We start from the raw sequence: 22,113 nt of genomic DNA on the forward strand, positions 1-22,113 counted from the left end.
ACGCCGTGGCGCACCGACTCGCGTAGCCCGGGATCCAGCAGCACCTCGGCGTCGTAGTGGGTGTGTACGTCGAGGAAGCCGGGCACCACCCACTTGCCGGCCGCGTCGATCACCTCGGGGCACCCGGTCTCATCCAGCGACTGGGTGGACACGGTGGCCACGACGCCGTCGCGAATGCCGAGCGTGCGCGTCAGGGGCGGGCAGCCCGTCCCGTCGAACCACAATCCGTCGCGGATGATCACGTCGTAGGCCATGGTTTCCTCCATGTCGTTGATGGCGGAACGCTAACATAGATAGCAAGCACTCGCAATCTTTTTGGCGCGGAACGTTGAGAAATATTCGGCGTTGGTGGTTAGTGTGCGGCATTGCGCCGCGCCGCGGCCGCAATCGCGCTGACCTCGGCGCGGCGGGGCAGCACTGCGACGTCCCGCAAGTGCGCGGCTAGGCCGGTGACCGGAAGATGTTGCCGCGCAGCATGATCAGGTCGGGACTGTTCAATATGGCGGCGCCCGAACGCGGGTCGGTCGAGTAGCACAGCAAGTCCGCCGAGGCGCCGTGATCCAGCCCTGGCCGGCCGAGCCAGCGGCGCGCGTCCCAGCACGCCGCGCCCAGCGCTTCGGTCGGGCTCATCCCGATGCTCTTGAGCGCTTCGACCTCGTCGGCGATGCGCCCGGGCGCGACCATGGTGCCGGCATCGCTGCCGGCGTAGATCGGCACGCCCGCCTCGCGGGCCGCCGCGATCCGGGACAGCCCACGCGCATGCAGATCACGCATGTGCGCGGCATACGCGGGATACTTCGAGGCGGCGTCGGCGATCCCGGGAAAGTTCTCCACGATGTTGACCAGCGTCGGGACCAGGACGGTCCCATGCTCGACCATCAGCTCAATGGTGTCGTCGTCCACGCCGGTCCCGTGCTCGATGCAGTCGATGCCGGCGCTGATCAGCCCGGGCAACGCGTCCTCACTGAAGACGTGCGCGGTGACCCGGGCGCCGTGGACATGCGCGGTTTCGATCGCGGCCTTGAGCACGTCGTCGGACCACAGTGGGGCCAGATCGCCGACGCTGCGGTCGATCCAGTCGCCGACCAGCTTGATCCAGCCGTCGCCCCGCTTGGCCTCCTCGGCCACCGCCTGCGGCAGTTGCCATTCGTCTTCGAGCTCACGCGAGAAGCCCGCGGCATACCGCTTGGGTCTGGCCAGATGCTTTCCGGCCCGAATGATTCGGGGCAGATCGTCGCGGTCGTCGAGGCTGCGGGTGTCGGTCGGGGACCCGCAGTCCCGCAACAGCAGCGCGCCGACATCGCGTTCGATCTCGGCCTGGGCGATTGCGTCGTCCAGCGGGATCTCGCCGTGATCACCCAGGCCGACGTGGCAGTGGGCATCGACCAGCCCGGGCACGATCCAGCCGCCGTCGAAGACCGTCTCGGCGCCCGCGACGGGTTCGGCGCTGATGCGGCCGTCGACTATCCACAGTTCGATCTTGGTTTCGTCGGGCAGCCCCACGCCCCGCACGTGCATGCGCACCGGGCGGCTACCTGCTTCCGGCCCAATGGTGACGACCCGCTTCGCCCGGCTCCGCCGCGCTCGCGATCGCGCCCCAATGGTGACGACCCGCTTCGCCCGGCTCCGCTGCGCTCGCGATCGTCACGACTTGCCCGGGAACTTCAGCTTGGACAGATCGAAGTCGGCCAGCCCCGGCGGCAGCTCGTTGAGCCCTTCGGGCATCTGCGACAGGTCGGGGAACCCGACCGGCATGCCCGGCACCCCGGCTCCCAGGGGGTTGCGCGCCTTCGGCGGTGTCGGCCCGCGTCCGCCCTTCTTGCCCTTTTTGCCGGCCTTGCCCTTCGCCCCCTTGGACTTTCGCGTCGCGGACTTGCGACCGATGCCCGGGATGCCCATGCCACCGAGCATCGACGACATCATCTTGCGGGCCTCGAAGAAGCGGTCCACCAGCTGGTTGACCTCGGACACGGTGACGCCCGACCCGTTGGCGATGCGCAGCCGCCGCGACGCGTTGATGATCTTCGGATCGGCACGCTCTGCAGGCGTCATGCCGCGAATGATGGCCTGCAGGCGGTCGAGCTGGCGGTCGTCGACCTGGGCCAGCGCGTCCTTCATCTGCCCGGCGCCCGGCAACATGCCCAGCAGGTTGCCGATCGGGCCCATCTTGCGGATGGCCAGCATCTGTTCCAGGAAGTCCTCGAGCGTGAGCTCGCCGGTGCCGATCTTCACGGCGGCGGCCTCGGCCTGTTCGGCGTCGAAGACCTGTTCGGCCTGCTCGATTAGGCTCAGCACGTCGCCCATGCCCAGGATGCGGCTGGACATCCGGTCCGGGTGGAAGACGTCGAAGTCCTCCAGCTTCTCGCCGGTGGACGCGAAAAGGATTGGGACACCGGTCACCTCGCGGACCGAGAGCGCCGCGCCACCGCGGGCGTCACCGTCGAGCTTGGTCAGCACCGCCCCGGTGAAGCCGACGCCCTCGCGAAACGCCTCCGCGGTGGTGACGGCGTCCTGACCGATCATCGCGTCGAGCACGAACAGGACTTCGTCGGGATTTATCGCCTCGCGGATGGCCGCGGCCTGCGCCATCAACTCGTCGTCGATACCCAGCCGGCCCGCGGTGTCGACGATGACGACGTCGAAATGCTTGGCCTGCGCCTCGGCGAGGCCGGCCGCCGCGACGGCGACCGGGTCCCCGACGGAACCGGCATCCGGGCCGGAAGGGGGGGTGCCGGGATGCGGCGCGAAGACCGGTACCCCGGCGCGCTGCCCGACGACCTGCAGCTGGTTCACCGCGGCGGGGCGTTGCAGGTCGCACGCCACCAGCAGCGGGGTGTGTCCCTGTCCGCGCAGCCAGGCGGCCAGCTTCCCGGCCAGCGACGTCTTACCGGAACCCTGCAGTCCGGCGAGCATCACCACGGTCGGCGGCGTCTTCGCGAACGCCAGCTGGCGGGTTTCGCCGCCCAGGATGCCGATCAGTTCCTCGTTGACGATCTTGACGACCTGTTGGGCCGGGTTGAGAGCGCTGGACACCTCGGCGCCCTTGGCGCGGTCCTTGATCCGGGTGACGAAAGCGCGCACCACCGGTAGCGACACGTCGGCTTCCAGCAGGGCCAACCGGATTTCGCGGGTGGTGGCCTCGATATCAGCGTCGGTCAAACGACCCTTGCCGCGTAGCCCTGCGAGGGCACCGGTCAACCGGTCGGACAGCGATTCAAACACCCCGCCAGCCTAGTGGTGGGCTCAGGCTGCTCGCCCGGCGCAGGTTCGGCGACGCATAAATGACGCAGAAGACACGCCGGAGGACGTCCTCGTGGCTTATGTTTCGGCAAGTCGACGGCGGAAGGTCAGGCTCATGCTCGAGGTGATCGACAGGGGGTCGTGCACCGAAGCGCATCCGGTGCCTCTGCTCTTCGTGCACGGCGGCTGGCACGGCGCATGGTGCTGGGAACACTTTCTGGACTTCTTCGCCGATGCCGGCTACCGCGCGGTCGCGATGAGCCTGCGCGGACACGGCGCGAGCCCCACGTCCAAACCGCTGCCGAAGGTGTCCATCGCCGACTACATCGACGACGTCCGTTCCGTGGCGGACGACCTGGGCGGTGGGCCGGTGCTGATCGGCCATTCCCTGGGCGGTTTCGTGATCCAGCGCTACCTCGAGGATCGAAGCGCTCCGGCGGCGGTGCTGGTGGGCTCCGTGCCGCCGCAGGGCGTGCTCACCCTGGCGTTGCGGGTCTGGCGGCGGCGACCGTCGATGACGATGGAATCGTGGAGCGATCCCACGCTGCTGAAGTTTCTCGCCACCCCGGCGCTGGCCCGCGAGTACCTGTTCTGCGCCGACACTCCCGAGGCCGTCGTCGAATCCTGTCGGCAACGCGCCGGGGCCGAGAGCGTTCGCGCGGCCATGACCGACCCGATCGTCCGCCGCGTCAGAACCAAGCGGGTGACCACACCGATCTTGGTCCTGGGCGCCGAGTACGACGGCTTCGTCAGTGTCCGTGAGGTGTGCAACACCGCGCGCGCCTACCGCACCGAGCCGGAATTCTTCTCCATGGGCCACAACATGATGCTCGAACCGGGCTGGGCCGACGTTGCCGGGCGCATCCACGAATGGCTCCAGACCCGCGAAACGGTGAGCCCGAAACGATAGCCAGTCGAGTCGTTGGTGCGCCGAAAAGCGTTGGCGTGCTAGATTTCACAGCCGCGACTCAATCGAGTCAGCCGCGTCGACGAGCAACGAACGGGGGGCCTGTGTCGATGCCGCTCAGCGACATCCAGGCGCGGGCCGACAGCGATCCCAGCGACACCGGCGTGCTGCGCGGCTGGCAGCGCAGGGCGCTGGTGCGCTACCTCGCCGGTCAGCCGCGCGATTTCCTGGCGGTGGCCACGCCGGGCTCGGGGAAAACGACCTTCGCCTTGCGGGTGGCGGTCGAACTGCTGGGCCAACGGGCCGTCGAGCACGTCACCGTCGTCGTGCCCACCGAACACCTGAAGGTGCAGTGGGCGCAGGCCGCGCAGCGTTACGGCCTGGCCCTGGACCCGAGGTTCTCCAATGGCAACCCGCGGATCGCGCCGGAGTATCACGGGGTGATGGTCACCTACGCGCAGATCGCAGCGCACCCGACGTTGCACCGGGTGCGCACCGAGCAACGCAAAACGCTGGTCATCTTCGACGAGATACACCACGGCGGTGACGCCAAAACGTGGGGCGATGCCATCCGCGAAGCCTTCGCGGACGCCACCCGCCGACTCGCCCTGACGGGAACGCCCTTTCGTAGCGACGACAGCCCCATCCCGTTCGTGACCTACGAGGCCGGTCCCGACGGGATACGGCGTTCGCGAGCCGACCACACCTACGGCTACACCGACGCGCTCGCCGACGGCGTGGTCCGTCCCGTGGTGTTCCTCGCCTATTCCGGGGAGGCGCGGTGGCGCGACAGCGCCGGGGAGGAGCACTCGGCGCGCCTCGGCGAGCCGCTGTCGGCCGAGCAGACGGCGCGCGCGTGGCGCACGGCGCTGGATCCGGCCGGCGAATGGATGCCCGCGGTGATCAGGGCCGCGGATCTGCGGCTGCGCCAACTGCGCACGCACATACCCGATGCCGGCGCAATGATCATCGCTTCGGATCAGACGGCGGCGCGCGCCTATGCCGCCCTCCTGACGAAGCTGACCGGCGAGACGCCGACGCTGGTGCTCTCCGACGATCCCGGATCGTCGGCGCGGATCAGCGAATTCGCCGCGAGCACCAGCCGCTGGCTGGTCGCGGTGCGCATGGTCTCCGAAGGCGTCGACGTGCCGCGGCTGTCGGTCGGGATCTACGCCACCAGCGCCTCGACGCCGCTGTTCTTCGCGCAGGCCGTCGGCCGGTTCGTGCGGTCGCGTCGTCCGGGGGAAATCGCAAGCATCTTCGTGCCGTCGGTGCCCAACCTGCTGCAGCTGGCCAGTGAGCTGGAGGCCCAGCGCAACCACGTGCTCGGCGAGCCGCACCGCGTCTTAGAGGGTGACCCGCTCGAGAGCGATCCCGCCACCAAGGCGCAGGACGAGAAGAGCGACCTCGACAAGGGGTTCACCTCGTTGGGTGCCGACGCGGAACTCGATCAGCTCATCTTCGACGGATCATCGTTTGGCACCGCCGCTCCGGCCGGCAGCGACGAGGAAGCGGACTACCTCGAGATCCCGGGGCTGCTCGATGCCGATCAGATGCGCACCCTGCTGCACCAGCGCCAGGACGAACAGCTGCAGAAGCGGGCCCAGTTGCAAAAGGCAGGCGGCTTGTTGTCGGGCGTCGGCACACCTCCGGCGACCGTGCAGGGCCAGCTCCGGGAGTTGCGCCGCGAGCTGAACACCCTCGTCTCGATCGCCCATCACCGCACCGGAAAGCCGCACGGCTGGATCCACAGCGAACTGCGCCGCCGCTGCGGCGGCCCCCCGATCGCCGCGGCGAGCCGCGAGCAGCTGCGCGCGCGCATCGACGCCGTGCGCCGGCTCAATGCCGAGCATTCTTGAGCCAGCGCGGCGCGCCGGGTCGGCGCGCTGAGCCCTAGTCGCCGACCGGTTCCTCGAGCACCTCGACCGCCGGCCCGCCCAACACGGCCAGCAGGCTCTGCTCGACCCCGTCGCGCGCCCGGTGCCCGGCGTCGGCGTCGGCCGGCACCGTCACACAGAAGACATCCGCCGCCGTCGACCCGAAGGTGTTGACCTTCGCCCAGACGATGTCGGTGCCCGCGCGCTCCAGCGCGCGGGTCAGCAGCGCGAGCAGCCCCAGGCGGTCCGTGGCGCGGACTTCGACGATCAACTGGTCGGGTGAGGCCGAGTCGACCCACAGGATGCGCGGCGGTGCGCTCGACCGCGTGACGGGCACCCCGACCTGTACCTCGCCGGCGCGGCTGGTTGGGACGCTGACGGCGTCGCCGTCGCGCTTCTCCAAGGTGCCCAGCACGTCGACGTCGCCGGCGAGCGCGCCGTTGAACTGCTGGCGCAGCAGGCCGGCCTCCGGCGGTGAACCGAATAACGGCGACACCACGAACTCGACGATCGCGAATCCCTCGTGAGTGCTGGCCGAGGCCGAATGGATGCGCAGCGAGTTCAGCGCCAGCACCGCGGCGGCTTTGGACACCAGCCCCCGCTGATCCGGTGCGGCCATCACCACATCCACGCGTTCGCCACCGCCGGGCTTGATGTCCACATGCACGCCGCGATCGGTGGCGAGCGAGAGATATTGCGGCGCAGCGGGTTCGGCCTCGGGCAGGGGCTCGCCGGCCATCACCAGCCGGCATCTGCGGACCAGGTCGTCGATCAACGACGCCTTCCACTCGCTCCACACTCCGGGGCCGGTGGCCTTCGAGTCCGCCTCGGTCAGCGCGTGCAGGACTTCCAGCAGTAGCGCGTCCCCGCTCAGCGATTTCACCACGCGCTCAATGGTATTGGGATCGTTGAGGTCGCTGCGGGTGGCCACCATCGGCAACAGCAGATGGTGGCGGACCAGTTGGGCGAGCAACTCGGCCTCGGCCGGCGGCATGCCCAGCCTCGGCCCGATCTCGAGCGCCAGGCCCGCACCGAGCACGCTGTGGTCGACGCCGCGGCCTTTGCCGATGTCGTGCAGCAGAGCGCCGAGCGCGAGCAGGTCGGGCCGCGCCACCCGGGTGGACAGCGGCGCGGCGTTGACGGTCGTCTCGATCACGTGGCGGTCCACCGTCCATTTGTGCGCGACGTCGCGGGGCGGCAGGTCGCGGATGGCGTCCCATTCGGGTAGCAGTCGGCCCCACAGCCCGGTGCGGTCGAGCGCCTCGATCGTCGCCACTGTCGTCGGCCCAGCGGACAGCACAACGAGCAAGTCGTCCAACGACTCTCGCGGCCACGGCACCGGCATCTCCGGCGCGCTGGCAGCCAGCCGGCTCAGCGTGGCGGCGCCGATCGGCAACCCCGTATCGGCCGACGCGGCGGCCACCCGCAACACCAAGCCGACGTCGGTATCAGGGCGTGCGTCGCGAGCGAGCACGATCTCTCCGGCATATTCGACGACACCCTCGTCCAGCGGGCGGCGCTTGGGCCGCCGCACCAGGGCCGTCACCCCGCGCCGCGGCAGCGCGTTCTCGGCGGTCCGAATGCCGGTCTCGGCATGGTAGGCGATGGTGCGCCCGGCACCGGAAAGCTTGCGCGCCAAGTCAAATCGATCTCCGATGTGCAGGGCGGCACTGATCTCGTCGGCGTATTGAGCCTGCAGCTGATCGCGTCCGCGTCCCGACACACGGTGCAGCTCGGTGCGCACGTCGAGCAGCGTCAGGTGAGCATCGTCGAGGGAACCCCCGGGTGACTCGGGACGGGCCATGCCGTGGCGGTCGATCAGCTGGGCCACGCCCAGCGCGTCTAGCAGTTGCACATCGCGAAGTCCGCCGCGACCCGACTTCAAATCCGGCTCCGCCCGCTGCGCGATGCGGCCACAACGTTCCCAGCGGGCCTGCGTAATTTCGACGAGCTCGTTCATCCGGGAGCGGATTGCGCTGCGCCACTGCTGTCGTGCGCCGGCGATCAATTCGTCGGACAGTCGCGCATCGCCGGCGATATGGCGGGCGTCGAGCATGCCCAGCGCCGCGATCATGTCGGCATTGGCCACACCGAGGGCTCCGGAGACGGTCCGCACGCTGTGGTCGAGCCGAACGTTGGCGTCCCACAGCGGATACCACAACTTGTCGGCCACTTCGCCGATCACGTCGTCAGACTTGTTGTCGTGCAACAGCATCAGATCGAGATCGGAATACGGCAACAGCTCGTGTCGGCCCAATCCGCCGATCCCGACGACCGCAAAACCACCGTCGTCGGCGATCCCGATCTCGGCCGCCTTGGCCATCAACCATGATTCGTGCAGATCCAGCCAGGCGTGCCGAAGTTCGGCGGCGTGCAGCTTGCTGCCCTCAGACAGCAGTTGGCGCCGCGAGGCAGCCAGATCGACTGCCCCGCAGGCGCTTTCTGCCCCCGCTAGATGCCCGGACGAGTCGGGGTCGTTCGGGGTCATCCCCTCCCGGCCCGCCCGGGTCGAATCAGCAATTGACAGCGGATGTCATAGCGCATCAGTTCCGCGCTCACCGGTGCGCACCCGCACAATGGTTTCCACGGGGCTCACCCACACCTTGCCGTCACCGATCTTGCCGGTGCGCGCCGCCCGGACGATGCTGTCCACGACCTTGTCGACGATGGAGTCGTCGACCACGACTTCGATGCGCACCTTGGGCACGAAGTCGACCGAGTATTCGGCGCCTCGGTAGACCTCGGTGTGACCCTTCTGCCGTCCGTAGCCCTGGATTTCGCTGACCGTCATCCCCAGGACACCCGCGTCCTCCAGACTGGTCTTCACGTCATCGAGCGTGAACGGCTTTACGATCGCGGTGATCAGCTTCATGACTGCTCTGCCTCCACTTTGTCGCCCACTCGCTCCTCCTCCAGACCGTTGCGGGTATCCGCCACAGCGACCCGGGGCGGCAGAACCGAACCGGTCGCCACGGCGAAATCGTAACCACTCTCGGCATGCTCGGCCTCGTCGATACCCGAGGCTTCCGCCTCTGGGTTGAGACGAAGCCCGATGGTGTACTTCAGGATCAGCGCCAGGATCAGCGTAACCACCCCAGAGTAGATCAGGACACTGAACGCGCCGACTGCCTGCCGCTCGAGCTGTGCCCAGCCGCCGCCGTAGAACAATCCCTTGGACACCCCCGCTACGCCGTTGATGGCCGGGGTCTCCGGTGCGGCGAGCAGCCCCACCAGCAGGGTGCCGGCCAAGCCGCCGACCAGGTGCACCCCGACCACGTCGAGCGAGTCGTCGAAGCCCAGCTTGAATTTCAGGCCGACCGCCAGCGCGCACACCACGCCGGCCACCAGGCCCACCACCAACGCGCCAAGCACGTTGACCGACGAGCAGGACGGCGTGATGGCGACCAGGCCCGCGACGATGCCGGACGCCGCGCCCAGCGTGGTCGCCTTGCCGTCGCGGATGCGCTCGGTGAGCATCCAGCCCAGCATCGCGGTGGCCGTCGCGACAGTGGTGGTCATGAATGTCGACCCGGCGACACCGTTGGAGGTGGTGGCCGATCCCGCGTTGAACCCGTACCAACCGAACCACAGCAACCCGGCGCCGAGCATTACGAACGGCAGGTTGTGCGGCCGGAACAACGTGGTAGGCCAACCGCGCCGCTTACCCAGCACGATCGCCAACATCAGGCCCGCCACACCGGAATTGATGTGGACCGCGGTCCCCCCGGCGAAGTCGATCGCGTGCAGCTTGTTTGCGATCCAGCCGCCCTTCTCGGAAGCGAAGCCGTCGAACGCGAAAACCCAGTGGGCGACCGGGAAATAGACGAACGTCGCCCACAGGCCGGCGAACACCAGCCAGGCGCCGAACTTCAGCCGGTCGGACACCGCGCCCGAGATCAGGGCGACGGTGATGATCGCAAACATCAGCTGGAACGCCACGAACACCGTGGCCGGCAGGGTGCCCGCCAACGGGATATCGGTTGCCGCAACGCCTTTGCTCGGATCAGCGGCTACCGCGTTGACGCCGATGAGGCCCTTCAGGCCCCAGAACGAGGTCGGCTTTCCCACGACGCCGTTGCCAGCGTCGTCGCCGAAGGCCAGCGAATAGCCGTAGAGCACCCACAACACGGTGACCACGCCCATAGCGCTGATGCTCATCATGAGCATGTTCAGCACGCTTCGGGCGCGCACCATACCTCCGTAGAAAAACGCCAGACCCGGCGTCATCAACAGCACCAGCGCGGAACTGGCCAACATCCAGGCGGTATCGCCGGTATTGGGCTGGCCCAGTATTGGGTATGTCACTCGCAATCTCCTCCGGTCGGCCCACAATTGGCCGTCAGACGCGCATCTGATGACCTGTTCCAGAACATTGCGAGATGGTTGTTTCGGCGATGGGGCCGCCATGTTTCAGCGGGATTAACGTCCCGCTCACCGTGTAAGAGGTTTCAGCCGAGCAGTGCGTCGACGAAAGCGGCCGGTTCGAACGGCGCGAGGTCGTCGGGTCCTTCCCCGAGCCCGACCAGTTTGACCGGCACGCCGAGTTCCTGCTGGACCCGAAAAACGATGCCGCCCTTGGCCGTTCCGTCCAGCTTGGTCAGCACCGCACCCGTGATCTCGACCACCTCGGCGAACACCCGGGCCTGGGCCAGCCCGTTCTGTCCGATGGTGGCGTCGAGCACCAGCAAGACCTCGTCGACCGCCGCGCGCCGTGTTACAACACGCTTTACTTTGTCGAGCTCGTCCATCAGCCCGACCTTGGTGTGCAGCCGCCCGGCGGTGTCGATGAGCACGACGTCGGCGCCCGCGGCGATGCCTTTGTCGACGGAGTCGAACGCCACCGACGCCGGGTCGGCCCCTTCGGCTCCGCGCACCACCTCCGCGCCCACCCGCGACGCCCACGTCTGCAGCTGATCGGCCGCCGCGGCACGAAACGTGTCGGCGGCGCCCAGGACGACGCGGCGCCCGTCGGCGACCAGGACCCGGGCCAGTTTGCCGACGGTGGTGGTTTTTCCGGTGCCGTTCACGCCAACGATCAGCAGCACCGAGGGGTGGTCGTCATGCGGCAGGGCCCGGATCGACCGGTCCATGTCGGGCTGCAACTCCTTGATCAGCACGTCGCGCAGCACGGCCTTGGCGTCGGCCTCGGTGCGCACATCGCTGCTGGCCAGCCGGCTGCGCAACTGGGAGATCACCGATTCGGCGACCACCGGGCCCAGGTCGGCGACCAGCAGTGTGTCCTCGACATTCTGCCAAGCGTCCTCGTCCAGGTCGCCGCCGCCGATCAGGCCCAGCACGCTGCGCCCGAGCGCGTTCTGCGACCTGGCCAGCCTGCCGCGCAGCCGCTCCAGTCGGCCCTCGGTCGGCGCGATCTCCTCGAGCTCGGGTGCGATCGTTTCGGCAGCGGCCGGGGCTGAGGTTGCCGGCGCCGCGACTGGGGCCTCCGGCGCCGGTGCCTCGGGCACCGGTTCGGGAAGCTCGACCTCGGAAATGGTGCGCCGCGGCGCGTCGCGGGGAATGGCCGCGTCGTCACCTACTGCGGGCAGCCCGGTGGTGTCGAGCCGGTCGGCCGTCTGGGTCTGGCTGAAAGTGATGCCCGAGGACGCGGTGTAGCCACCGGAACGGTCTATCGCCCCGGGTTCGGGCCGGGTTGAGAAGCTGATGCGGCGCCGCCGATACCGCAGCAGCCCCAGGACCAGCGCGGTGATGACGACCAGGGCAGCGATGACCGCGATCGCGATCCAAAGACCTTGGGACACGCTGACATTGTTTCAAGCTCTACGGTGCCGGGTGGTCACCGGGCCTCGGTCGATGGCGCCGACCCGCTTCACCCGGCACCGCCGCGCTCGCGATCGCCGCGGGCCAATGGCGCCGACCCGCTTCACCCGGCACCGCCGCGCTCGCGATCGCCGCGGGTCGATGGCGCCGACCCGCTTCACCCGGCACCGCCGCGCTCGCGATCGCCTCGGTCGATGGCGCCGACCCGCTTCACCCGGCACCGCCGCGCTCGCGATCGCCGCGGGTCAATGGCGCCGACCCGCTGATCAAGTGGTGACCAGCTGCTCCACCTGCTGGCCACGCATCCGCTGGGAGATAACGGCGGTGATGCCGTCGCCCTGCATGGTGACGCCGTACAAAGCGTCCGCGACCTCCATCGTCGGCTTCTGGTGCGTGATGATGATGAGCTGAGAGCGCGCACGCAGCAGCTCGAACAGCGAGATCAGCCGCCGCAGGTTGGTGTCGTCGAGGGCGGCCTCCACCTCGTCCATGATGTAGAACGGCGACGGGCGAGCCCGGAAGATCGCCACCAGCATCGCGACCGCCGTCAGCGCCTTCTCGCCACCGGACAGCAGCGAGAGGCGGGTGATCTTCTTGCCCGGCGGGCGGGCCTCGACCTCGATGCCGGTGGTGAGCATGTCGTCGGGATTGGTCAGCCGCAGCCGGCCCTCACCGCCGGGGAACAGCACGGTGAAGACGTCGGAGAACTCGCGTTCGACGTCGGTGTAGGCCTCGCTGAACACCTGCAGGATGCGGGCGTCGACTTCGTCGACCACACCGAGCAGGTCCTTGCGGGCGGCCTTGACGTCCTCGAGTTGGGTGGACAGGAAGTTGTAGCGCTCTTCGAGCGCGGCGAACTCCTCCAGCGCCAGCGGGTTGACCCTGCCCAGTTCGGCCAGCTCACGCTCGGCCCGCTTGGCCCGGCGCTCCTGGGTGGGCCGGTCGTAGGGAATCGGGGCGGGCGCGAAAACCTGTTCGCCGCGCTCCTTGGCCTGCTCGTATTCGGCCATCTCCAGCTCGGAGGGCGGCAGTTGGTTCTCCGGGCCATACTCGGCGATCAGGTCGGCGGGCGCCATGCCGAACTGCTCGAGCACCATCTGCTCGAGCTGCTCGATTCGCATCGCCGCCTGGGCGTTGGCCACTTCGTCGCGATGCAGCGAGTCGGTCAGGGCGGCCACCCGGGCGCTCAACGCGTTAACCTCGTCGCGCACGGCTGCCATCGCGGTCGCACGCTGCTGGCGTTCGGCGGCCAGGGCGTCGCGGATCTTCGAGGCGGCGTTGACGACTTCGTTCAGCCGCTGCGCCAAATGCCGGCCTGAGTCGGCTACCGCCGCCGCCACCGCGGCGGCGCGCAGTCGTGCCTCCCGCGCCTGCTGCGCCCGCAGCCGGGCTTCGCGTTCGGCCGCGGCCGAACGGCGCAACGAATCCGCCCGCCCGCGGACCGCATTCGCACGCTCTTCGGCGGTCCGCACGGCCAGCCGCGCCTCGATTTCGACGCTGCGAGCGGCCTCGGTGGCCGCGGCGATCTGCTGACGGTCCACGGGTTCTTCCGCCGGTGCGTGCTGGGTCTCCCGCGCGTTGCGCAGCCGGGTCTCCAGCTCGGTGACTTCGGCGACGGTCTGGGTCCGGCCCGCTTCGAGCTCCTCGCGTTGCCGCAGCAGCCTGCTCCACTCGTCTTCGGACGTCCTGGCGTCCTGACCGAGCCGGCCCAGCTGCTCGTACATCCCCGAGATCTCGCTGTCGGACTCGTTCAGCGCGGCCAGTGCCTGCTCGGCCGAGTCCTGACGCGCCATCTGCTCGGTCAGCGCGCCGGACAGCGCCGCGCTCAGCTCGGCCACCCGGGCCTCCGCGGCGGTGAGCTGGGCACCGGCCTTGTCGATTTCCGAGGTCACCTCGAGCGTGGACGGCTTGCGGTCCGACCCGCCGCTCACCCAGCCGGCGCCCACCAGGTCACCATCGAGCGTCACCGCGCGCAGGTGCGAGTGCGCCGCCACCAGGGCCAGGGCCTGGTCCAGGCCGTCGACGACCGCGACGCCGGAGAGCATGGCGGTGATCGCGCCGCGCAGCCGGGCGGGCGCCTCGATCAGGTCGAGTGCCCACAGTGCGGCTGCCGGGGCGGCCTGCGGCGCCGGCGGTTCGGCGGGCCAGTCCCCGAGCACCAGCGCAGCCCGACCGCCATCCGCCTCCTTGAGCGCGGCGACGGCCGAACGCGCCGCGCCGAGGCTCTCGGCAGCCAATGCGTCGGCCGCCGATCCCAGCACCGCAGCCAACGCCGCCTCGTAGCCGGGCCGAACCTTGACCAATTTGGCAATGGGCCCTAAAAGCCCTGTGTCGCCGTGGTTTTCGCTGAGCCACGCCGCGCCGTCCTTACGCTCGAGCCCGATCGCGAGGGCGTCGATGCGGGCTCGCAACGAGGCCACCTGGCGTTCGGCGTCTCGCTCGGCCGACTGCAGCTCGGCCACCCGTTCGTCGGCGAGCCGCAACGCGGCGACGGTGCGCTCGTGGTGTTCGTCGAGGCCCACCTCGCCCTGGTCGAGTTCACCGACGCGGCCCTGGACGGTCTCGAATTCCACCTTGGCCTGCTGCGCGCGGGCGGCGGCCTGTTCAATGCGTTCGGACAGGCGCGCCACGCTGTCATCGATCGATTCCACCCGCGCGCGCATCGTCTCCACCTGACCTGCCAAGCGCGCCAAACCTTCTCGACGATCCGCCTCCGCGCGCACCGCCGCCATGTGCGCCCGATCGGCGTCGGCGGCCTCACGCTCCCGCTCGGCCAGTTCGGCGCGCGCAGCGTCGAGGCGGGTGCGCGCGCCGGCCAGTTCGGCGAGCAGCTGCCGCTCGGCGACCTCGACCTGTTCGGCCTCGGCTTCCAGCGCGTCGGGGTCGGTGTCGCTGGTGGCAACCGGCTCCAGATCGAGATGCTGGGCCCGCTCGCTGGCGATCCGCACGGTCGCGGCGACCCGTTCGGCCAACGCGGACAGCGCGAACCAGGTGTGCTGAACCGAGTCGGCCCGGCCGGAGAGTTCGCTAACCGCCGTTTCATGCGTGGTCAGCTCCGCGGACGCCTCGGCCAGCCGCGAGGAGGCCTGGTCGTGGTCCCGGCGTATGGCTGCCTCGGCCTCGAAGATGGCCTCGCGCTCGCCCTGGCGGTTGACCAGGTCGTCGGCGGCCAGCCGCAGCCGGGCGTCGCGCAGGTCGGCCTGGATCGTCTGGGCGCGACGGGCCACCTCGGCCTGGCGGCCGAGCGGTTTGAGCTGGCGGCGCAACTCGGTGGTCAGGTCGGTGAGCCGGGCCAGGTTCGCCGACATCGCGTCAAGTTTGCGGAGGGCTTTTTCCTTGCGCTTGCGGTGCTTGAGCACCCCGGCGGCTTCTTCGATGAACGCGCGACGGTCCTCGGGTCGCGATTGCAGGATCTCGTCGAGCTTGCCCTGCCCGACGATGACGTGCATTTCCCGGCCGATCCCGGAGTCGCTCAGTAGTTCTTGAACATCCATCAAACGGCAACTGGTGCCGTTGATTTCGTATTCACTGGCGCCGTCGCGGAACATCCGCCGTGTGATGGACACCTCGGAGTATTCGATGGGCAGCGCGTTGTCGGAGTTGTCGATGGTGACGGTGACCTCGGCGCGGCCCAGCGGAGCCCGCGACGAGGTCCCGGCGAAGATGACGTCTTCCATCTTCCCGCCGCGCAGCGTCTTTGCCCCCTGCTCCCCCATGACCCAGGCCAGCGCGTCGACGACGTTGGATTTGCCGGACCCGTTGGGCCCGACGACGGCGGTGATGCCCGGTTCGAAACGCAGAGTCGTCGGCGAGGCGAAGGACTTGAAGCCCTTCAGCGTCAGACTCTTGAGGTACACGGCGAGCCAGACTACCGCTCAAACCGCCGAGGACAGCTGCACCGAGGGGTGTCGGCTCGCCCGAAACAATAGCGGTGCTTTGCGTGGTCGGCGCACTGGTCACATGGGTCACACCAGCCACGGAAACCTGGCAATCAAGGCATTTCGAGACCCGCTAGCGCGTTCCGAAAACGACCATCAAAGCCTGAGCCGGAACTTGACTGCTGTGCCCCGCAGCCCGCGACGTGCCTCAGCGCTCTTCGAAACCCTCGAACCGCTCCTGCGGCGGCGACCAATCGGCCACGACCTTGTCGACATGCCCGGGTCGCGACGGCCACGCCGTGCCACCTTCGAGCTGGTGTAGCAGCTTTTCGGCGGCCGGCCGCGCCCCTTGGGCGACCACCAGGACGCGGCCGTCGGCCTGATTGGCCGCATAACCGGTAAGGCCCAGCTCCAGTGCCCGGCAGCGCGTCCACCAACGGAAACCGACGCCCTGAACCTGACCGTGTACCCAGGCGGTCAGACGGGTGTCAGGCTCCGACATCGTTAACCTCGAAGTCGACGGCGGTACCCGACTTGAGCGTGCGCCCGACGGTGCAGACCTGGTCGATGGCCCGATTGACCACCACCAGCAGGCGCTCCTTCTCGTCGTCGGCCAGTCCCGACAGGTCCAGGTCCAGGGTCTCTTCCAGCAGCGGATAGCGTTCCTGCTCGCGGTCGGCAGCTCCGGAGACCTTGATGACCGCCTTGTAGTCGTCGCCCAGCCGGCGGGCCAGCGGTAGGTCGCTGGACATCCCGCTGCAAGCCGCGAGCGCGATCTTGAGCAGCTCGCCGGGCGTGAACACCCCGTCGACGTCCTCGGAACCGATCAGCACCTGCGCTCCGCGTGAGCTGTACCCCGCGTAGCGGCGAGTTCCGGTGCGTTCCACCCATAGTTCGACCATGGCTTATTTCTACCGGGCGCCCGGACATTGACGCACGGGCATACTGCTTTACATGGCAACCGTGGTCGCATTCCACGCCCATCCCGACGACGAGGTCCTGCTCACCGGCGGCACCCTGGCACGGGCAGCCGCGGCCGGGCACCGGGTGGTCGTGGTCACGGCAACAGACGGGCGCGTCCACAATGAAGACGGAAACCACCGAATCGATGAATTGCACACGAGCGCAGGGATTCTCGGTGTACACCGCGTGGAGTGCCTCGGGTATGCCGACAGTGGCTACGGTCCGCTGTTCTACCCGGATCCCGCAGGGCGCATCCGATTCGGGCGTGCGGATTCCGACGAGGCGGCTACGCGGCTGGCGAGCATCCTGCGCGACGAACACGCCGACCTGCTGCTCAACTACCAACCGAACGGTGGCTACGGCCATCGTGACCACGTCCAGGTACACCACGTCGGCAAGCGTGCCGCCGAACTCGCCGCCACCCCGCGGGTGCTCGAGGTGACCATACCGCGCGAAATGCTGTGCCGCGTCAGCGATATCGCGCACCTACTGCGGCTTCCCGGCCCATACGAGCGCGACGTCGTCCGGGACGCATACGCTCCGCGCGCGACAATCACCCATCGGGTCAACGTCTTTCGCTTTGCGCGCCAGAAGCGAGATGCTCTGGCCGCGCACCGCTCTCAGATCGGCGCGTCCGGTCTGGGCGCGCGGCTGTTCGGGCTACTACTCCGGTTGCCGCCGCAGGTGTTCGGTGTGCTTTTTCGCCACGAATGGTTCGTGGACCCGGCGTTGCCCACCGGGACGCTGCGCCGCGACATCTTCGATTGAGCCAGCCGCACTCGAAAAGCTCAAGCCCGTGGCCGCGGTTGACATTTCGGGCAGTAGAACGAGGAGCGGTTCATGAACTTCTCCCGGCGCATCACCGCTCCACAGCGGTGGCAGGCTTCACCTTCACGCCCGTACGCGTCGAGCGACCGGTCGAAGTAACCCGATTCGCCGTTCACGTTGACGTAGAGCGAATCGAACGAGGTCCCGCCTTTGGCCAACGCATCGCGCATCACCTCGGCGGCCGCGTCCAGCACGGCGGTCAACTGCTTGCGGCTCAGCGTGTCGGCGATCCGCGCCCCGTTCACCTTGGCCCGCCACAGCGCCTCGTCGGCGTAGATGTTGCCGATGCCGGACACAACCTGCTGATCCAGAAGCTGCCGCTTGATTTCGGAATGCTTGCGCTGCAACACTTTTACCACCGCCCCGGCATCGAATCGGGGGTCCAGCGGGTCACGCGCCAGATGCGCGACCGGCTCCGGTACCACGCTGCCGTCCACCTTCACCAGGTCGGCGAGCATCCACCCGCCGAAGGTGCGCTGGTCGGCGAAACTCAGCACGGTGCCGTCGTCGAGCAGCGCGGAGATCCGGACGTGGTCCGCGCGCGGCACCTCACCCAGCAGCATCTGCCCGCTCATGCCGAGATGGATTACCAACGCCGTATCCGATTCCTGCCCAGGGGGTTCCGTGTCGAGCAGCAGCCACAGGTACTTGCCGCGCCGATCGGTGCCGGTGATCCGCGCATTCAGCAACCGGGCGGTGAGGTCCGCGGGCCCGGCTTCGTGCCGACGCACCGCGCGCGGGTGATGCACCCGGGCGGCGGTGATCGTCTTGCCGACGACATGGGCGTGCAAGCCGCGGCGCACCACCTCGACTTCGGGCAGTTCGGGCATCTAGACGGACGTTTTTCCCGCGGGGTCCAGCACGTCGAGCGTCTTCCAGGTGGCCGCAGCGGCCTTCTGCTCGGCTTCCTTCTTGGAGCGGCCGACACCCGTGCCGTATTCGGTTTCCGCCACTACGACCACCGCGGTGAATTCCTTATCGTGATCCGGCCCGGTCGAGGTGACGACGTAGGACGGCGCGCCCATGCCGCGGGCCGCGGTCAGTTCCTGCAGGCTGGTCTTCCAGTCCAGCCCGGCCCCCAGCGTCGGCGCGGCATCCAGTAGCGGGCCGAACAACCGCAGGATCACCTCGCGCGCAACGTCAATCCCGTGATGGAGGTAGATCGCGCCCAACAGCGACTCCATGCCGTCGGCAAGGATGCTCGATTTGTCGGCACCGCCGGTGTTGGCTTCGCCGCGCCCCAGCAGCAGATGGACGCCGAGGCCGCCCTCGCACAGCTTGCGCGCGACGTCGGCCAGCGCCTGGGTGTTGACCACGCTGGCGCGCAGTTTGGCCAGGTCACCCTCGGTGCGGTCGGGATGACGGTGATACAACTCATCGGTGATGGAGAGGCCCAACACGGCGTCGCCCAGGAATTCCAGCCGTTCGTTGGTCGGCAGGCCCCCGTGTTCGTAGGCATAGCTGCGATGCGTCAACGCCAGGGATAGCAGTTCGTCGGACAGCTCAACCCCGAGGGCATCGAGCAGCTGTTGCCGTGAACTCACCGTTTACCCCGCGACTCGTCCGACTCCGCGCTGAACATGCCGGCCAGCTTGGCCCACCGTGGATCGATGCGATCGTGCTGATGGCCCGGCTCGGCGGCCAGCGAAACACCGCACTCAGGACACAGGCCCGGGCAGTCCGGGGTGCATACGGGGGAGAACGGGAGTTCCAGCCCCACGGCGTCGACGATCGACTGCTGAAGGTCGATGGTGTTGTCGAGGATGTGACCCACCTCGTCTTCCTCGGTGGTGGCCTCGGTGGTGCTGTCGGGGTAGGCGAACAGCTCGGTGAGCCGCACTTGGACCCGTCCGTCGAGCTTGGTCAGACAACGGGAGCATTCGCCGACCGTGGGCGCGGTGACCGTCCCGGTCACCAGCACGCCCTCGGACACCGATTGAATCTGTAAGTCCAGCTCGAGCGGGGCTTCCGCCTCTATGGCGATCATGTCCAGTCCGATGCGCGACGGACTGGGCACGGTTTTCTGCCACGTCACCATCGCCCCGGGGCGACGCCCGAGCCGCGTGATGTCGAACGCCATCGGCGCGGCCAGCCGTGACCCCGCGCCGCGGCCCGATCCTGTGCTGTGCTGCCGCGCCATATCGGAAATCCTACGGCGCTGACCGCATAATTCCAGGGCGCGCGTGCCCGGCAAACGGCCCGCGCAGCGACTACCGCACGGCGTAGTCGTGGGTTCCGGCCGCCGTCCGCAGTTGGTGACGACCGCGCCCCACCGACCGCAGGGTGCCGTTGAGGAATTCCTCGAACTCGGCAAGCTTGTTGTCGACGTAGATGTCGCACTCGCCGCGCAGCCGGTCGGCCTCGGCGTGCGCCGAGTCGATGAGCCGGGTGGCCTCGGCGTTAGCCGCCTCCACCACGCTGTTCTGCGAGACCAGTCGCTGCTGCTCCTTGATGCCCTCTTGCACGGCCTTCTCGTAGGAGATGTTGCCGTTTTCCAGCAACCGGTCGGCTTCGGCCTGCGCGCGGCCGACGCTGGCCTCGTACTCGCGCTTGGCCGCCGTGGCGATGCGCATCGCTTCTTCGCGGGCCTCGCCGACCATCCGCTCGCTGTGCTGGCGCGCTTCGCTCACCATGCGGTCGGCTTGCGCCTTGGCGTCGGACAGCAGCCGGTCGGCCTCTGAGCGGGCGTGGTTGAGCATCGACTCCGACTCGGTGGTCGCCGAGGACACCATGGACTCGGAGTGCGCCTTGGCGTCCTGCAGCATGGAGTCGCGCGCGTCGAGGACATCCTGGGCGTCGTCCAGTTCGCCCGGGATTGCGTCCTTGATGTCGTCGATCAGCTCCAGCACGTCGCCGCGGGGCACCACGCAGCCGGCCGTCATCGGAACGCCACGGGCTTCTTCCACAATGGCGCTGAGTTCGTCCAGCGCCTCAAAGACTCGATACACGGCCACACCCTCCTGGCGTCTGCAAAGCTCTTGTTGTTACCAGTGTGCCTGGTGTTGTCTCTGTGACAGCGGTGGCGACACCGGTGTGTCGGGTATTTGCCCGTTCGGGCCCCCTCAAACGCGCCGGTGAGGCGTTTTGAGCTGGGCGGTTGACAGTCAGTGTCATCAGGAAGCGCCCGTTCACGCAGTTCCGCGGCCGCCACGGCCGCGCGAGGTGGTTCATCCATATTCGTTGCCGGATCCCCGTCGATGCAGGAAGGGCGCAGGCCCGGCGTTTGCGTCGACGCGCCGGGGACCGGCTATTTGCCAGCGATTCTAGGTCGCGGGCGGCCGAACGCACCATCGGACCGTCAGTCGGACGCCGGCCGGGTCGGCACAGTCCCTTCGGTGCGCGCTGCATTCGCGGTGGTTTATACCCCCGTGGGGTATGCTTGCCAATTAACACGCACCCGCTTCGAGCGAGTGGGTTACCGCAGGAGGACACAAGTGACGGTGCTATCAGCGGTCGGGCATGCTTTGACGGTCGCGGGGTCGATGACGTGGGAAATCCTGTGGGCGCTGATCTTGGGCTTCGCCCTCTCGGCGGTGGTGCAGGCCGTCGTGCGGCGCTCGACGATCGTGGCGCTCATGGGTGACGATAGGCCGCGCACCCTCGCGGTCGCCGCCGGGCTGGGCGCGGCATCGTCTTCCTGCTCGTATGCCGCGGTGGCGCTGGCGCGGTCGCTGTTTCGCAAGGGCGCCAACTTCACCGCGGCGATGACGTTTGAAATCGGCTCCACCAACCTGGTGGTGGAGCTGGGCATCCTCCTGGCGCTGCTGATGGGCTGGCAATTCACCGCCGCCGAATTCGTCGGCGGCCCCATGATGATCATGGTGCTGGCCGTTTTGTTCCGGCTGTTCGTGCGATCGCGACTCATCGACGCCGCCCGTGAGCAGGCCGAGCGGGGAATCGCCGGCTCGATGGAAGGCCATGCCGCCATGGACATGTCCGTCCAAGGGGACGGCTCGTTTTGGCGACGGCTGTTCTCCCCGGCCGGCCTCACCTCGGTTTCGCACGTGTTCGTCATGGAGTGGCTCGCGATCTTGCGCGACCTCGTCCTGGGCCTGCTGATCGCGGGTGCCGTCGCGGCCTGGGTTCCCGAAAGACTCTGGCAGAACTTCTTTTTGGTCGATCACCCGGGCCTCTCGCCGATATGGGGACCGATCGTGGGGCCCATCGTGGCGATCGTGTCCTTCGTGTGCTCGATCGGCAACGTCCCGCTGGCGGCGGTGTTGTGGAACGGGGGCATCAGCTTTGGCGGCGTAATCGCGTTCATCTATGCCGACCTGTTGATCCTTCCGATCCTGAATATCTACCGCAAGTACTACGGCACCCGGATGATGCTGACGTTGTTGGGCACCTTCTATGTCGCGATGGTCGCCGCCGGGTATTTGGTCGAATTGATCTTCGGCACAACTCATCTCATTCCGACACAGCGCAACGCGATGGTGCTCGAAGCGTCGATCTCATGGAACTACACGACCTGGCTCAACATCGCGTTCCTGGTGCTCGCGGTCATCCTGGTCGTCCGGTTCATCGCCTCCGATGGTCTGCCCATGGTGCGCATGATGGGCGGTTCCCCCGAGGCCGGCCAGTCCGGGCATCGGCACTGACCGGCCGCGGGGTTGCGGTAACTGCACGTCGAGCACCGCGC

17 protein-coding genes and 2 pseudogenes are annotated in these 22,113 nt (G+C 68.3%); 4 read left to right on the plus strand and 15 right to left on the minus strand.

Annotated features, from left to right (window positions below; translation table 11 throughout):
- From A5686_RS05530 to ffh, 4 genes and pseudogenes are all read right to left on the minus strand, one after another.
- Positions 1–291 (minus strand): annotated as a pseudogene (locus tag A5686_RS05530) (hypothetical protein); the annotation flags it as partial.
- Between the two features lie 150 nt (positions 292–441).
- On the minus strand, positions 442–1,518 hold the full coding sequence (locus A5686_RS05535) for an amidohydrolase family protein (RefSeq protein ID WP_156749955.1): 1,077 nt from the start codon (positions 1,516–1,518) through the stop codon (positions 442–444).
- A gap of 34 nt (positions 1,519–1,552) precedes the next feature.
- Positions 1,553–1,648, minus strand: a pseudogene (locus A5686_RS27825) (2-isopropylmalate synthase); the annotation flags it as partial.
- Positions 1,645–3,222, minus strand: a complete 1,578-nt coding sequence (ffh, locus tag A5686_RS05540; protein ID WP_067931945.1) for a signal recognition particle protein — start codon at positions 3,220–3,222, stop codon at positions 1,645–1,647. The pseudogene A5686_RS27825 and the gene ffh, both read right to left, overlap by 4 nt.
- A 133-nt stretch (positions 3,223–3,355) precedes the next feature.
- On the opposite strand from ffh, the gene A5686_RS05545 reads away from it, so the two are divergent.
- Positions 3,356–4,150: an alpha/beta hydrolase gene (locus A5686_RS05545; protein ID WP_067931947.1), complete on the plus strand. Its 795-nt coding sequence runs from the start codon at positions 3,356–3,358 to the stop codon at positions 4,148–4,150.
- Between the two features lie 107 nt (positions 4,151–4,257).
- The gene (locus tag A5686_RS05550) at positions 4,258–6,006 is read left to right on the plus strand and encodes a DEAD/DEAH box helicase (RefSeq protein WP_231986297.1); all 1,749 of its coding nucleotides are present in this window, start codon (positions 4,258–4,260) and stop codon (positions 6,004–6,006) included.
- 34 nt (positions 6,007–6,040) lie between these two features.
- Here A5686_RS05550 and A5686_RS05555 read toward each other — a convergent pair whose 3' ends face one another.
- The 7 genes from A5686_RS05555 to A5686_RS05590 form a co-directional block, all read right to left on the minus strand.
- Positions 6,041–8,512 (minus strand): [protein-PII] uridylyltransferase, encoded by a 2,472-nt coding sequence (locus tag A5686_RS05555; protein ID WP_082947499.1) that lies wholly within the window; start codon positions 8,510–8,512, stop codon positions 6,041–6,043.
- A gap of 45 nt (positions 8,513–8,557) precedes the next feature.
- Positions 8,558–8,896 (minus strand): nitrogen regulatory protein P-II, encoded by a 339-nt coding sequence (glnB, locus tag A5686_RS05560; protein ID WP_003878721.1) that lies wholly within the window; start codon positions 8,894–8,896, stop codon positions 8,558–8,560.
- Entirely contained in the window at positions 8,893–10,281 is a 1,389-nt protein-coding gene (locus tag A5686_RS05565; protein ID WP_067931951.1) for an ammonium transporter, read from the minus strand. The genes glnB and A5686_RS05565 overlap by 4 nt, the downstream gene beginning before the upstream one ends.
- Before the next feature lie 191 nt (positions 10,282–10,472).
- Complete coding sequence (gene ftsY, locus A5686_RS05570) at positions 10,473–11,783, minus strand: signal recognition particle-docking protein FtsY (RefSeq protein WP_067931953.1); 1,311 nt, start codon at positions 11,781–11,783, stop codon at positions 10,473–10,475.
- Between the two features lie 285 nt (positions 11,784–12,068).
- The gene (smc, locus tag A5686_RS05580; RefSeq protein WP_067931956.1) at positions 12,069–15,659 is read right to left on the minus strand and encodes a chromosome segregation protein SMC; all 3,591 of its coding nucleotides are present in this window, start codon (positions 15,657–15,659) and stop codon (positions 12,069–12,071) included.
- A gap of 229 nt (positions 15,660–15,888) precedes the next feature.
- Positions 15,889–16,182: an acylphosphatase gene (locus A5686_RS05585; RefSeq protein ID WP_067931957.1), complete on the minus strand. Its 294-nt coding sequence runs from the start codon at positions 16,180–16,182 to the stop codon at positions 15,889–15,891.
- Entirely contained in the window at positions 16,169–16,582 is a 414-nt protein-coding gene (locus A5686_RS05590; protein ID WP_067931958.1) for an OsmC family protein, read from the minus strand. Before A5686_RS05590 ends, A5686_RS05585 begins: the two co-directional genes overlap by 14 nt.
- Positions 16,583–16,634: 52 nt before the next feature.
- Here A5686_RS05590 and A5686_RS05595 point away from each other — a divergent pair, with 52 nt between their 5' ends.
- Positions 16,635–17,411, plus strand: a complete 777-nt coding sequence (locus tag A5686_RS05595) for a PIG-L deacetylase family protein (RefSeq protein ID WP_067931959.1) — start codon at positions 16,635–16,637, stop codon at positions 17,409–17,411.
- A gap of 20 nt (positions 17,412–17,431) precedes the next feature.
- Here the strand turns inward: A5686_RS05595 and mutM are convergent, their stop codons facing one another.
- From mutM to sepIVA, 4 genes are all read right to left on the minus strand, one after another.
- Positions 17,432–18,301, minus strand: coding sequence for a DNA-formamidopyrimidine glycosylase (mutM, locus tag A5686_RS05600; RefSeq protein ID WP_067931960.1), 870 nt, complete (start codon positions 18,299–18,301; stop codon positions 17,432–17,434).
- Positions 18,302–19,015, minus strand: a complete 714-nt coding sequence (rnc, locus tag A5686_RS05605) for a ribonuclease III (protein WP_067931961.1) — start codon at positions 19,013–19,015, stop codon at positions 18,302–18,304.
- Complete coding sequence (locus A5686_RS05610; protein ID WP_197520484.1) at positions 19,012–19,611, minus strand: DUF177 domain-containing protein; 600 nt, start codon at positions 19,609–19,611, stop codon at positions 19,012–19,014. The genes rnc and A5686_RS05610 overlap by 4 nt, the downstream gene beginning before the upstream one ends.
- Before the next feature lie 70 nt (positions 19,612–19,681).
- The gene (gene sepIVA, locus A5686_RS05615; protein WP_067932020.1) at positions 19,682–20,419 is read right to left on the minus strand and encodes a cell division protein SepIVA; all 738 of its coding nucleotides are present in this window, start codon (positions 20,417–20,419) and stop codon (positions 19,682–19,684) included.
- Positions 20,420–20,881: 462 nt separating this feature from the next.
- Here sepIVA and A5686_RS05620 point away from each other — a divergent pair, with 462 nt between their 5' ends.
- Complete coding sequence (locus A5686_RS05620) at positions 20,882–22,072, plus strand: permease (protein WP_197520485.1); 1,191 nt, start codon at positions 20,882–20,884, stop codon at positions 22,070–22,072.
- Positions 22,073–22,113 lie beyond the last annotated feature (41 nt).

Origin of the sequence: Mycobacterium sp. E2479 (genome assembly GCF_001667925.1) — a bacterium.
In the GTDB taxonomy this organism is placed as follows: domain Bacteria; phylum Actinomycetota; class Actinomycetes; order Mycobacteriales; family Mycobacteriaceae; genus Mycobacterium.

Excerpts from the sequence above, each read along its gene's own strand:
- A5686_RS05610 (WP_197520484.1), bottom strand. The coding sequence starts at position 19,611 with ATGGCGCGGCAGCACAGCACAGGATCGGGCCGCGGCGCGGGGTCACGG.
- A5686_RS05535 (WP_156749955.1), bottom strand. The coding sequence starts at position 1,518 with ATGCACGTGCGGGGCGTGGGGCTGCCCGACGAAACCAAGATCGAACTG.
- A5686_RS05545 (WP_067931947.1), top strand. The coding sequence starts at position 3,356 with ATGCTCGAGGTGATCGACAGGGGGTCGTGCACCGAAGCGCATCCGGTG.
- A5686_RS05585 (WP_067931957.1), bottom strand. The coding sequence starts at position 16,182 with ATGTCGGAGCCTGACACCCGTCTGACCGCCTGGGTACACGGTCAGGTT.
- mutM (WP_067931960.1), bottom strand. The coding sequence starts at position 18,301 with ATGCCCGAACTGCCCGAAGTCGAGGTGGTGCGCCGCGGCTTGCACGCC.
- A5686_RS05555 (WP_082947499.1), bottom strand. The coding sequence starts at position 8,512 with ATGACCCCGAACGACCCCGACTCGTCCGGGCATCTAGCGGGGGCAGAA.
- glnB (WP_003878721.1), bottom strand. The coding sequence starts at position 8,896 with ATGAAGCTGATCACCGCGATCGTAAAGCCGTTCACGCTCGATGACGTG.
- A5686_RS05565 (WP_067931951.1), bottom strand. The coding sequence starts at position 10,281 with ATGTTGGCCAGTTCCGCGCTGGTGCTGTTGATGACGCCGGGTCTGGCG.
- A5686_RS05590 (WP_067931958.1), bottom strand. The coding sequence starts at position 16,582 with ATGGTCGAACTATGGGTGGAACGCACCGGAACTCGCCGCTACGCGGGG.
- A5686_RS05595 (WP_067931959.1), top strand. The coding sequence starts at position 16,635 with ATGGCAACCGTGGTCGCATTCCACGCCCATCCCGACGACGAGGTCCTG.
- A5686_RS05550 (WP_231986297.1), top strand. The coding sequence starts at position 4,258 with ATGCCGCTCAGCGACATCCAGGCGCGGGCCGACAGCGATCCCAGCGAC.